Here is a 12,830-nt window from a genome sequence, read left to right as displayed (position 1 = left end):
GTATAGCGTTTCACCGCGGCGAATGCCCGCCCCGGTACCTGCGGTCGGGTCAGGAGTCGTCCCCGCGGCCGGCGAGGTCGTCCTTCAGCCCGGCCAGCACCGCAAATGGATTCTCGCGTCCCTCGCCCTCGGCGAATTCGTCCGTCCGACCGGTGTTGCAGTCCTCGTGGCGCGGCACCAGCGGCCAGGCCAGCAGGACCTCTTCCTCCACCCAGTCGCGCGGGCGCAGCAGGCCCTCGGCATCCAGCTCGACGAAGTCGTCACCGGCATCGAGGCCCTCGATGGATCCCTCCAGCGGCACCAGCACCGCATCCGGCGTCAGGCGGAAATGCCAGGCCATCGGCTGCAGACAGCGCTGGCACTCGTGCCACAGCTCGCCCTCGATGGTCCCGGAGAGCCGCAGCTCGCCCAGCGCCCCCCGCCGGATCTCGAACCGCGCCGCCACATGCAGCGGATGACCCTCCAGCGACTCGGCACGCAGACGCGGCAGATCGCCGGGCACGAGCGCGTCCATGACGAACTCGCGCTGCTGGACGCGGGGCTGCTGCGGATCAAGTGAGGCGGGGACGCGGCTCATACAAACGGGACCGTGTACAAGGGCGCGGATTATGCGCGCGCGCGAACGGGGCGTCAAACCGAAACAGAAACTTGCGGGCACCCCCCGGGCGTGTCGATACTGCGGTTTCCAGGGTCGCCCGGAGAGCGATGTTGATCCGCAAACTCCTGATCGCCAACCGCGGCGAGATCGCCGTCCGGATCATCCGCGCCTGCCACGAGCTGGGCGTCACGCCGGTGGCCGTGCATACGGACGCCGACCGCCACGCCCTGCATGTCCATCGCGCGACGGAAGCGGTCGACCTCGGCCCCGACACCGAGTCCGGTTACCTCGATATCGCCCGACTGGTGGAAGCCGCCCGGACGCGGGGTTGCGACGCCGTGCATCCGGGCTACGGCTTCCTGTCGGAAAACGCCGATTTTGCCGAGGCCGTCACGCAGGCCGGCCTGATCTGGGTGGGTCCGCCGGCCGAGGTCATCCGCCGCATGGGCGACAAGGTCGCCGCGCGGGCGACCATGCAGGCGGCCGGTGTCCCGGTTACGCCCGGGTCCGAAGGCAACCTCGCCGACGCCGCCGAAGCACGCGCGGTCGCCGACGCAATCGGTTATCCGGTAATGCTCAAGGCGACCAGCGGTGGTGGCGGCCGCGGGATCCGCCTGTGCGAGGACCCCGAGGCGGTGGAACAGCAGTTCGAGCGCGTGCGGTCGGAGGCAACCCGTGCCTTCGGTAACACCGAGATCTTCCTCGAAAAGGCGGTGGTCAATCCGCGCCACATCGAGGTCCAGATCCTCGCCGATACCGAGGGGCGCGCCGTCCACCTCTACGAGCGCGACTGCTCCATCCAGCGGCGTCACCAGAAGCTCCTGGAGATCGCCCCCTCGCCGGCCCTGACGAGCGACCAGCGGGAACACCTCGGCGCCCTGGCGGTGCGCGCCGCCGAGGCGGCGGGCTACCGCAATGCCGGGACGGTCGAGTTCCTCCTGGATCACGACGGATCCTTTCATTTCATGGAGATGAATACACGACTTCAGGTGGAACATCCGGTCACCGAGATGATTACCGGTGTCGATCTGGTGCAGGCACAGCTGCGCGTGGCGGCCGGTGAACCGCCGGGTTTCACCCAGGCCGACATCCGTCCACAGGGGATGGCGATCGAATTCCGCATCAACGCCGAAGACCCGGCGAACGATTTCCTCCCCGACATGGGCCGGATCACCCGTTTCGTTCCGCCCGGGGGCCCGGGCGTGCGTACCGACAGCGCCCTGTACGATGGCTACGTGATCCCGCCGAATTTCGACTCCATGTGCGCCAAGCTGATCGTTCACGCCAGCGGCTGGGCATCCCTTCTGCCACGCTGCGAACGTGCGCTGAACGATCTGGAACTGCGCGGCGTACGCAGTACCGTGCCCTACCATCTGGCCATCCTGAATGACACGGACTTTCGCCGGGGGGTGTTCGATACCGGGTTCATCGCCGCCCGACCGCACCTGGCACGGGCTCAACCGCCACCCGACCCGCGTCACCGCGCCGCGGTGGTGGCAGCCGCCATCGCTGCTCACCACGGACTTTAGCAGGCTCACATGTCCGGACCGTTCACTTGTTCCCAGCCAATGGATCGCCCATGGACCGCGTTCGCCTGACCGACGTGACCCTCCGCGACGGGCACCAGTGCCTGATCGCGACCCGCCTGAGGACCGAGGACATGCTGCCGGCCTGTGCGCAGCTGGATGCCATCGGCTTTCATTCCCTCGAGGTCTGGGGCGGTGCCACCTTCGATGCCTGCCTGCGCTACCTGGGCGAGGATCCGTGGGAGCGTCTGCATCGCCTGAAGGCGGCCCTGCCCCGCACCCCGCTACAAATGCTTCTGCGTGGCCAGAACCTGCTGGGCTATCGCCATTACGCCGACGACGTGGTGCGCGCCTTCGTGGAGCGCGCGGTGGCCGGCGGGATCGACATCATCCGCATCTTCGACGCGATGAACGATGCGCGAAACCTGAGGGTGGCGATCGAGGCGACCCGCGAGACCGGGGCGCACGCCCAGGGTACGCTCTGCTACACCACCGGGCCGGTGCATGACAGCGGCCAGTTCGTGGCGCTGGCGCGCGAACTCACGGCCATGGGGGCGCAGAGCATCGCGATCAAGGACATGGCCGGCCTGCTGACACCTTCGGCCACGCGCGAACTGGTCACCGAACTGGTCGACGCCCTGGACGTACCCGTGCATCTGCATGCCCACGCGACCTCGGGCCTGTCCGAGCTGTGCCACTGGGAGGCGATCCGTGCCGGCTGCCGGCACATCGAAACCGCGCTGACGCCATTCGCCGGCGGTACCAGCCACCCGCCGACCGAGAGCATGGTGGCCGCGCTGGCCGGCACCGAACACGACACCGGCCTGGATCTGGAGGCCCTGCAGACCGTCGCCCGCCATTTCCACGACGTGCGGCCGAAATACCGCCGCTTCGAGAGCCGCTTCACCGGGGTGGACACCCGGGTTCAGGTCAACCAGGTGCCCGGCGGCATGGTCTCCAATCTCGCCAGCCAGCTGCGCGAACAGGGTGCCCTGGACCATTTCGACGCGGTGCTGGAGGAAGTGCCGCGGGTCCGCGAGGACCTAGGATACCCGCCGCTGGTCACCCCGACTTCGCAGATCGTGGGCACCCAGGCCGTGCTGAACGTGCTGAGCGGAGAACGCTACGCCCGCATCACCAACGAGGTGAAACGCTATCTCGGCGGCCACTACGGCCGGGCCCCGGGGCCGGTGAACGAAGCCGTCCGTCGTCAGGCCATCGCCGACGGGCCGGTCCTGGAAGAACGCCCCGCCGACCGGCTGGAGCCGGAAATGGAACGGCTGACCGCCGACGCCGGCGACCTCGCCGAATCCCCCGAGGACGTCCTGACCTGCGCGCTGTTCCCCGAGATCGGACGGCGCTTCCTCGAGGACCGACGCGCCGGGACCCTCGCCCCGGAACCCCTGGACCTGCCCGGCGATGACCGTCCCGGCTGCCCCGCCCCGCGGCGTTTCACGGTGCAGCTCGACGGCGAAGCGCACGAGGTGGAAATCCGCGGCAGCGGGCCGCGCGACGATGGGACCCGGAACCTGTTTCTGAGCGTGGACGGCGTTCCCGAAGAGATCGGCCTGGTCACCCACGACAGCATCGAGCTGGCCCCGTGGGGCAGTAGCGCGACGGCGCCGCCGGCGTCGTCGCCGGTCGCAAAAAGCAAGCCGGGCCCGAGCGCCGGTCCGGGCGATGTCACCACCACCATGCCCGGAACCGTGGTGGACATCCTGGTGGCCCCGGGAGATCCGGTGGAGGCCGGGCAGGCGGTGGTGGTGGTCGAGGCGATGAAGATGGAATCCGAACTCGTCGCCCCCGCCGGAGGCACCGTGACCGCAGTACATGTGGAACGCGGCGCCGCGGTGACCGCCGGGTGCGTGCTGGTGACGGTCGAAACCGCCGTCGCCACGGGAGACTGAGCCATGCCATCGCCGGAACGCAGCGTCATCCTCGCCTCGACCTCGCCCTATCGCGCACAGCTGCTGCAGCGTCTGGCGCTGCCGTTCGGCACCGATGCCCCCACCGTTGACGAAGGGCCGTACCCTGGCGAAGTACCGGCGGATCTGGTCCGCCGCCTGGCCGAAGCCAAGGCACGCGCGGTCAGCGGGCGCCACGGCGACGCGCTGATCATCGGTTCCGACCAGAACGCCGCCCATGCCGGGCGCATCCTGGGCAAACCCGGAGACGAAACAAGCGCCCGCGAGCAACTGGCGATGCTGTCGGGGGGCACGGTCACCTTCCACACCGGGCTTTGCCTGCTGGACACCGCAACCGGCGAGGCGCGAGTGGAAGAGGTCCCCTGCCGGGTGACCTTCCGCGATCTGGACGCCGCCGAGATCGCCGCGTACGTACGCCAGGACCAGCCGCTGGACTGCGCCGGCAGTTTCCGTTCGGAAGGCCTGGGCATCAGCCTGTTCGAGCGCATGGACACCGAGGACCCCACCGCACTGGTCGGCCTGCCCCTGATCCGCCTGGCCGCCCTGCTGCGCGCGGCGGGCGTGAGCGTTCCCCCGCGTACCTGAATCCGGGACATTGGTCCCGCAGCGGTTTGCGAGTATGATTCGCGCGACTGACTGCAGCCATTGCCCGGTGATCCCCTGATGAATTCGTCGCAGGAGCTGCTCGACCATCTGAGCCGCAACAGCGCGCCCTACGAGGATCCGCTCCTGCGAGTGGAATGGGAGACGTTATCCCTGGACGATTTCTGGATCCCGGAACAGGCCATCTCGCTCTACGGGACACCCGAATACGAGCAGCTGCCCGAGGCGCTCAAACGGCGCCTGTCGCAATACGAATTCATCTACTTCATCAGCGGGGCCCTGTGGCTGGAGGGGCTGTTCATGGAGCGCATCGCGCGCATCTCGATGCACTCCGCCGACCGCCTCGACCGGCTCAATTACCGTCTGCACGAACTGCGCGAAGAAGCCGGTCACAGCCTGATGTTCATCGAGTTCATGCGGCGCAGCGGTCTGGAACTGCCGATCCGGCGGTTCCCCAAGCCGCGCATGGCCACGCTGGTCGGACGCTTCGCCCCGTTCGAATCGGCGATTTTCTGGATCGCGGTGATGATCGGCGAGGAGGTCCCCGACCGCATGAACCGGCTGATCCGCCGCCACCGCGAGGACATCAGCCCCGCCGTGCATGACGTGGTCACCACGCACATGATCGACGAGGCCCGGCACATGGCCCACGCCCGGGATACGCTGGAACAGCACATGGAAACCCTGCCGAACTGGCAGAAGATGCTGTACCGCCCCCTGATGCGCCGGGTGTTCCGCCAGTTCGTGCACGCCTTCTATTACCCCACACCGGACATCTACCACCTTGCGGGACTGCCCGAAGGCCCCGATTACCGCCGGATCGCGCGGAACAACCCGCAGCGGGCCGCGTTCATCGACGACTGCGTGGACCCCGCCCTGCAGATCCTGCGCCAGCAGGGTCTCGTACTCCACTGGCGCTGACCCGAACCGGCCGCTGATCCGAATCACGGATCCGGAGCGGCACGATGCGCTACCCTTCGGCCCATGCGCCCGACCCGCCGCCTCCGCCCCGCACTCTCCACGCGCCACCAGATCGAACTGGGCGTGTTCATCGTGGTGCTGGTCGCGCTCGCCCTGCGGGTGTGGCTGCAGCCCGCGCCGGTCACCGAGCAGGTCCAGTTCCGCGAGGAACTGCGGGTGGCCTTCGTGGAACACGCCCTGGGCCGCTCCGACCTGGCGGACTACGGCGGGCGCGAACAACTGGAACTGGAGCTCCTCGACCGCCTCGCCGAACGTCTGGGCGTTTCCCTGGAGGTCCGGCGCGTGGAACGCCCCGCGGATGTCCACGCCCTGCTGCGGGCCGGTCGCGTCGATCTGGGAGCCGGTCTTCTCGTGCCGCCGGGCGACGATGCCGGACTGCGACGGGGCCCCAAGATTCTCGAGGTTCAGCGTATCCTGGCCTACTGGCAGGGGTCCGAGAACGGCGGCCCCCTGCTGTCGCCCATGGACATCCCCGCAGGCAGCCGGATCGGCGTCCCCGCCGGGGCATCGCTGCCGCCCATGCTGCACCGCCCGTACCGGGAGGATGGCCGGAATGACCTCGCCACCACAGGCCCGCACGAAGTCCTGCCCCTGCCCGGGCCGGAGCGGATGCGCGACGCCCTGGAGCGCGGCGAGATCGACTTTGCCCTGATGACATCGCTGGAATACCGGCGCCTGCAGCGGCTGCATCCCGAACTGCGCGCCGGGTACGAACTGTCCGGAAACACCCCGGTAGTCTGGCTGTTGCCCGACCGTGGCGACACCAGCCTGGAGCGCGAGGCACGGGCACTCCTGGATGAACTGCGGGGGCACGGTGCGCTGGAGCGGCTCATCGATCAGTATCTGGGTCACCTGGAAACCCACGACCTGGTCGATACCCTGACCTTCGAACGACGCGTCCATGACCGTCTGGAACGCTTTCGCGATCTGTTCGAGGCCGCCGGCGAGAAATACAACCTCGACTGGCGCTTCATTGCCGCCGTGGCCTATCAGGAATCGCACTGGAACCCCGACGCGGTCTCGCCCACGGGGGTGCGGGGTCTGATGATGCTCACCCGGGCCACCGCGCAGGATCTGGGGATCCCCGACCGCACCGATCCACAGGCCTCGGTGGACGGGGGCACGCGCTACCTGCTGCAGATGCGCGAACGCCTCCCCGAAAGCATCCCCGAACCGGATCGCACCTGGATGACCCTGGCCGCCTACAACGTGGGCCTGGGGCATGTGAACGACGCACGTGCGCTGGCCGCCAACAACGGCGACGATCCGGACCGCTGGGTCGACGTGAAGGAATGGCTGCCGCGACTGGCCGAATCCCGCTGGTACGAACAGACCCGGCACGGCTACGCCCGCGGCTGGGAGCCGGTCAGCTACACCCGCAATATCCGCAGTTACTACGACAAGCTGATGCAGCGCTTCCCCGAACCCGGCGATCGCGTGCAGCCCCCCGCCCCCGGTTACCGCAACACCCCCCTGGCACTGTAGCCGGGTTATTCGGCACGCCCGCCCGACGATCCGGCACAGTAGCGTGCCAGCAGGGACACGTCGGCGTCACCGCGCCCGTCCGCGCAGGCGGCGTCCACGGCAGCGCCGATACGCCGGACCCCGTCCAGTTCCAGACCCGTGCGCCGGGCCAGCTCGGCCACGATCCCGGCGTCCTTCTGGTAGAGTCCCAACTGGAACCCGGGCTCGAAGTCGCCGTCCAGCAGCCGCTGGCCGTGTACCTCGAGGATCCGCGATCCGGCAAAGCCGCCCAGCAGCGCCTCGCGAATGCGTGCGGGATCCACGCCCTGCCCCTCGGCCAGCGCAAAGGCCTCGCCGATCGCCGCCAGGGTCTCGCCGACCACCAGCTGGTTGCAGGCCTTGGCGATCTGCCCGGCACCGCTGTCACCGACATGGGTGAGCGTGGAACCCACGGCCTCCAGCAGGGGCCGGATCTGCTCGACCGCGTCCGCGGGCCCGCCGATCATCAGGCTCAGGGTACCGGCGCGAGCACCGGGCTCGCCCCCCGAAACCGGGGCGTCGATAAACACCATGTCACGCTCCGCCGCGGCGCGTGCGAGCTCGCGGGAACGTACCGGCTCGATGGTGCTGTGGTCGATGATGATCAGGCCCGGACGACCGTGTTCGAGCACCCCGCCGGGCCCCTCCATCAGGGCCGCGACGTCGGGCGTATCCGAAACGTTGAGCACCAGGACACGGACCTGCGCGAGCAGCCCGGCCAGATCCCCGTGCACCCGGGCACCCTCCGGTTCGAAGGCCCGCGCCTGTTCCGGACGTCGGGCCCAGACATGCACCTCGGCCCCCGCAGCAAGCAGGTTGCGGGTCATGGGCGCGCCCATGATGCCCAGGCCCACGCAGCCGACCGGCTGCAACGCGGCGGGGATCGTCGCTGACGACATGGAAAACTCCTCGGACTGGAAATCCGGCCAACGTAGCAGAAAAGGAGCCCGCATTGATTCGCAACCTCAGTCCGCACGCCACCGGTGCCCTGTTCGCGTTCATCGGAGTCATGGCGATCAGCTTCGACGGCCTGCTGGTACGCCTCGCCGATGCCAGCGCGCCGGACATCCTGTTCTGGCGCGGCCTGTTCATGGCGATCACCCTCACCGTCGTGCTGCGACTGATGAACGGGCGCTGGACCTGGGCCTGCATGCAGCGCGGCGGCATGGACGCATGGTGGACCGCGACCGGATTCGCTGCCACCAACTATCTGTTCGTCCTCGCGGTTTTGCATACTACCGTCGCGAACGCCGTGGTCATCCTCGCCGCCTCGCCGCTGTTCGCGGCCCTGTTTTCGGGCCTGATCCTGCACGAATGGATCCCGCTGCGGACCTGGGTCGCGATCCTGCTCAGCCTGGCCGGCATCGTCGGCGTGTTCGCCGGCTCGCTGGAAACCGGCGGCTGGCTGGGGGACCTGTTCGCGCTGGGCGCGGCCATGGTGGTCGGCCTCAAGCTGACCCTGCTGCGCCGTTCGCCGCAGATCGACCGGCTCGCGGTGATCGCCACCGGCGGCCTGCTGGGCGCGGTGATTGCGCTCTTCTTCGCCGCGCCGCTGGCGGTGTCGGCCACCAGCCTGGCCACACTGCTGCTGATGGGCGCGGTGCAGCTGCCACTGGCGCTGGTGATGATCGCCCTGGCCACCCGCCACCTCCCGGCCGGGGAAGTCGCCCTGTTCCTGGTCCTGGAAGCGGTGTTCGGTACCCTGTGGGTCTGGCTGTTCCTGGCCGAGGCGCCGCCGCTGATGACGCTCGTCGCGGGGACGGCCGTTCTGGTAACCCTGGCTCTGCACGCGCTGGCCAGCTGGCGCGACGACGAGGCACGCTGAAAGCCGGTTATACTCGGCGACAGGGAACAGTACGGGGAGCCCCATGCCGGGAAGGCACGATCCACCCGCGAAGAGTCACGGACATCCGGCACGGAGGTACGCGTTACTGGCCTGGATATTGATGGGCTTCCTGCTGCTGTCGCTCGCCGGCGGCACCGCCCAGGCCCAGACCCCGGGTGGCGAACCCGACGACGCCGACGGGGCCTCCCCTGCCATCACCCTGCATTTCTTCTGGACCCGCGAGTGCCCCCGCTGCCTCGACGCACTGCCCGTGGTCCATCAGCTGGCGCAGGACTACCCCTGGCTGGACGTGCGCAGCTACGACCTGACCGCACACCCGCAACTGGGCTCGCTCTACCGCCAGATGGCCGCCGAACGCGGCGAACAGGCCCGGGCGGTGCCCGGTTTCCTGTTCTGCGGCGCGATGCTCGAGGGGTTCGACACGCGCGGACGCCAGGAGGCCCGGCTGCGCGAACTGCTGGAGACCTGTCACCGGCGGGTTCAGGCCGGCGAACCACCCGAGCTGGAACGCGCGCTGTGGACCGAGGCCGAACCGCTGCGCCTGCCCCTGTTCGGCGAGCTGCACCCCGACCGGCTGTCCCTGCCGGCGCTGACGCTGATCCTCGCGGGCTTCGACGCGTTCAATCCCTGCGCCTTCTTCGTCCTGCTGTTCCTGTTGAGCGTGGTGGTGCACAGCCGCAGCCGGGGCCGCATCCTGCTGATCGGCGGGGTCTTCGTGGCCATCTCCGGGGTCATCTATTTCACCTTCATGACCGCCTGGCTGAACGCCTTCCTGGTGCTCGGCGAGATGCCCCTGATCACGCGCATCGCCGGGGCCGTGGCGCTGGCGATGGCGCTGATCAATATCAAGGACTACTTCCTGTTCAAGCGCGGGGTATCGCTGAGCATCCCGGACTCGGCCCGGCCCGGACTGTTCCGCCGCATGCGGGAGCTGACCCAGGCCGACAGTCTGCCCTGGGTGCTGGGCGCCACCGTGGTCCTGGCGGTGGTGGTCAACCTCTACGAGATCCTGTGCACCCTGGGCTTCCCGATGATCTACACCCGGATCCTGACCACCCACGACCCCGGCGCGGCAGGCTATTACGGCTATCTGTTCGCGTACAACCTGATCTACGTACTGCCGATGCTGGCGATCGTCGCACTGTTCGCCTTCACCCTGGGCAACCGCAAGCTGCAGGAACACGAGGGGCGCCTGCTCAAACTGCTGTCCGGGATGATGATGCTGGCGCTGGGCCTGTTACTGCTGCTGCGCCCGGACCTGCTCTCCAGCCCCGCGTTCGCGATCGGGGCGATCGGCGTGGCCGTCCTGCTGACGCTGATCATCCGCCGGTTCACCCGAGCGCGCGCCTCGAGCTGAGGAGGTTCCTGTCACACCCGGGCCGTCGGCTCGAACGGGACGACCAGAGCCTGCTCCTCCTCCTGCATCCGCTCGCGTTCTTCCTCGGCCGCATCCTGCAGCCCGAAGAACCACACCACGAACAGCAGCGTGAACACGATGAAGAACGTCATCCCCGCCCAGGACAGTACATGCATGACCGGACCCGGGCGGTCCTTCTCCGCCACCTCGGGGCGCTGGATGGCGCGGTAATTGAGCCAGGCGAACACCGGGGAAGTCAGGAACGACACCACCATCGCGAACTGCAGCATCGCCAGCAGATCGGTCAGCAGAAACTGAATAATCACGATGCAGACCACCACCGTGAACAGCAGCCATGCGACCAGCGCGCGCCGCAGCCCCGCCTCCGGGCGGTCGAACAGCAGCAGTGTGCTCATCGCCAGCGAGCGCGGCCAGCCGTCCATGCAGGTCAGGGTGGTACTGAACATCGCGGAAAACGCCGCCAGCACGATCAGCCAGTGCGCCCAGTCGCCGATGGTCGAGGTGTACATCTCGATGAACCGGCCGGAGAACTCGCCGGCGGTCATGTCGGCCAGCCCGATGCCGGTCCCGGAGTGGTACATCACCAGCGCTCCCAGGGCGAGGAAGAACACCGCCAGCACCACGGTCACGATGTAACCGATGTGAAAATCGGTGGTCGACTCGCCCACCGTGGCGCGGTGTCCGGTCTCGATCTCGCGCGAGGTCCGCCACAGCGACGGCCACGCCGCGATGTCGATGGGCGCCGGCATCCAGCCCATGAACATGATGATGAAGCCGATGGAGGCAAGGTCCCAGGGGTCGCGCCCGACAAAACTCTCGGGGATCTCCACGCTCTGCCAGATCGCCACGATCACCGCGGTCAGGGTGGACACCGCCAGCAGGAAAACCACGACCTTGGCGATCTTGTCCAGCAGCTGATAATGCCCGGCGATGATGATGGCGGCACACAACAACAGGATGCCGATGGCGATCCCGGTTACATGCTCGGCCGCATCCACGAACGGGAACGCCAGAAACAGACTGGCGGAGATGAACGCGACCCCCGCGGTATTGAGGAAGGCATTGACCAGATTCAGGCCAAAGAAGGCCGCGAGGAAGCCCTTCCCCATGCGCCGGTAGCCATGCAGGATCGTGTCGCCGGTGGCCGCGCGGTACTTCACCGCGTACAGGAAGAACGGGTACTTGAACAGGTTGGCCAGCAGCAACAGTCCCAGCAGGGACCAGCCGTAGAGCGCCCCGGCCTGGGTCGAGGACACCAGATGGGAACCGCCGATCGCGGCGCCGGCCATCAGGATGCCCGGACCGATGGCCTTGCCCAGATCCGTCCGGGGCTGCCAGAACAACTGCATGGATCACCTCGCGTTGGCCGGAACAGTCTGCCGCAGAGCTGCTGCCTTTACAGGAGCGCGCTTGCGCGCGAACGCGGCGAAGGGTAGCGCATTGCCCCGGCAACGACCATGGGCACCGGAAATCCCCGTGCTGTCCTGCCCCCTTCGCGGCACCCGGCGGGAACACCTTACACTGTGCGGGATCCCGACTACTCGTTTTGCGAAAAGGACACCCCTTGACCGCCATCCGCATCCAGGACCTGCGCAAGTGGTACGACGGCACGCCGGTGGTGGACGGCGTCAACCTGGACATCCCGGAGGGCGAGTTCTTCGGCCTGCTGGGCCCCAACGGGGCGGGCAAGACCACCACCCTGCGCATGCTGCTGGGCCTCACGCCCATTGATGCCGGTCACATCGAGGTCCTCGGCCGGAGCATGCCCGAGGGCGAGCGGGCGGTCCGCCACCGACTGGGCGTGGTGCCGCAGTTCGACACCCTGGATCCCGATTTCACCGTCAGCGAGAACATGAGCACCTATGCCTCGTATTTCGGCCTGTCCGGCCCCTCGCTGCACACGCACATCGACCGGCTGCTGGAACGGGTGAACCTGAGCGACAAGCGCGACGCGCCGATCCAGTCACTGTCCGGGGGCATGAAGCGCCGCCTGACCCTCGCCCGCGCGCTGATCAACGACCCGGCCGCGGTGATCCTCGACGAACCCACGACCGGACTCGATCCCCAGGCCCGTCACCACCTCTGGCGACAGCTGCGCGAGCTGCGTGCCTCGGGCGTCACCCTGGTGCTGACCACGCACTACATGGAGGAGGCCGAGGAGCTGTGCGACCGCATCGCGATCATCGACCATGGCCGCATCATCGCCTGTGACACGCCCGCCGGGCTGATCCAAGAGCACGTCGAGCCGTGGGTGGCCACGGTCGCCGGCCACGGCGCCGCGGCCTCCATCGAAAACGAACTGGGGCCGCGCGACCGCGCCCACCAGGTCGCCGACACCTGGCTGATCTACACCCCCGACCCGGAAGGCCTGCGCGGCCGGCTGGAGGCGCGCGGGGAACGCATGGGCCTGCGCGAGGCCAACCTCGAAGACGTCTTCCTCAAGCTCACCGGCCACGACCTGCGGGACTGA

11 protein-coding genes are annotated in these 12,830 nt (G+C 68.2%); 8 read left to right on the top strand and 3 right to left on the bottom strand.

Annotation, left to right across the window (positions count from 1 at the left end; translation table 11 throughout):
- Window positions 1–49: 49 nt before the first annotated feature.
- Entirely contained in the window at window positions 50–577 is a 528-nt protein-coding gene (locus D893_RS02445; protein ID WP_167769397.1) for a YceD family protein, read from the bottom strand.
- Between the two features lie 131 nt (window positions 578–708).
- Between D893_RS02445 and D893_RS02440 the strand changes: the two genes are divergently transcribed.
- The 5 genes from D893_RS02440 (at window position 709) to mltF (ending at window position 7,118) form a co-directional block, all read left to right on the top strand.
- Window positions 709–2,127 (top strand): acetyl-CoA carboxylase biotin carboxylase subunit, encoded by a 1,419-nt coding sequence (locus D893_RS02440; protein WP_110619124.1) that lies wholly within the window; start codon window positions 709–711, stop codon window positions 2,125–2,127.
- Window positions 2,128–2,177: 50 nt separating this feature from the next.
- Window positions 2,178–4,031 (top strand): sodium-extruding oxaloacetate decarboxylase subunit alpha, encoded by a 1,854-nt coding sequence (gene oadA / locus D893_RS02435; RefSeq protein ID WP_110619069.1) that lies wholly within the window; start codon window positions 2,178–2,180, stop codon window positions 4,029–4,031.
- A gap of 3 nt (window positions 4,032–4,034) precedes the next feature.
- A complete protein-coding gene (locus D893_RS02430) occupies window positions 4,035–4,634 on the top strand; it encodes a Maf family protein (RefSeq protein WP_110619068.1) in 600 nt (199 codons plus the stop codon).
- 78 nt (window positions 4,635–4,712) lie between these two features.
- On the top strand, window positions 4,713–5,573 hold the full coding sequence (locus D893_RS02425) for a diiron oxygenase (protein ID WP_018946058.1): 861 nt from the start codon (window positions 4,713–4,715) through the stop codon (window positions 5,571–5,573).
- A gap of 63 nt (window positions 5,574–5,636) precedes the next feature.
- Window positions 5,637–7,118 carry a membrane-bound lytic murein transglycosylase MltF gene (gene mltF, locus D893_RS02420; RefSeq protein ID WP_110619067.1) on the top strand — a complete coding sequence of 494 codons (1,482 nt, stop codon included), beginning with the start codon at window positions 5,637–5,639 and terminating at the stop codon, window positions 7,116–7,118.
- Between the two features lie 5 nt (window positions 7,119–7,123).
- Here mltF and D893_RS02415 read toward each other — a convergent pair whose 3' ends face one another.
- Window positions 7,124–8,035, bottom strand: a complete 912-nt coding sequence (locus D893_RS02415; RefSeq protein WP_024328836.1) for an NAD(P)-dependent oxidoreductase — start codon at window positions 8,033–8,035, stop codon at window positions 7,124–7,126.
- 53 nt (window positions 8,036–8,088) lie between these two features.
- Here D893_RS02415 and D893_RS02410 point away from each other — a divergent pair, with 53 nt between their 5' ends.
- Entirely contained in the window at window positions 8,089–8,961 is an 873-nt protein-coding gene (locus tag D893_RS02410; protein WP_018946061.1) for a DMT family transporter, read from the top strand.
- Window positions 8,962–9,082: 121 nt separating this feature from the next.
- Window positions 9,083–10,339, top strand: a complete 1,257-nt coding sequence (locus tag D893_RS02405; RefSeq protein WP_029681205.1) for a thioredoxin family protein — start codon at window positions 9,083–9,085, stop codon at window positions 10,337–10,339.
- Between the two features lie 11 nt (window positions 10,340–10,350).
- On the opposite strand, the gene D893_RS02400 is transcribed toward D893_RS02405, so the two are convergent.
- On the bottom strand, window positions 10,351–11,709 hold the full coding sequence (locus tag D893_RS02400) for a divalent metal cation transporter (protein ID WP_110619066.1): 1,359 nt from the start codon (window positions 11,707–11,709) through the stop codon (window positions 10,351–10,353).
- A 215-nt stretch (window positions 11,710–11,924) separates the two neighbouring features.
- On the opposite strand from D893_RS02400, the gene D893_RS02395 reads away from it, so the two are divergent.
- Entirely contained in the window at window positions 11,925–12,830 is a 906-nt protein-coding gene (locus tag D893_RS02395) for an ATP-binding cassette domain-containing protein (protein WP_018946064.1), read from the top strand.

Source organism: Thioalkalivibrio sp. ALE21, from assembly GCF_003208255.1.
GTDB lineage: Bacteria > Pseudomonadota > Gammaproteobacteria > Ectothiorhodospirales > Ectothiorhodospiraceae > Thioalkalivibrio > Thioalkalivibrio halophilus.
The sequence above is the reverse complement of the archived record's forward strand: the minus strand, read 5'-3'. Positions and strand labels throughout refer to the sequence as shown.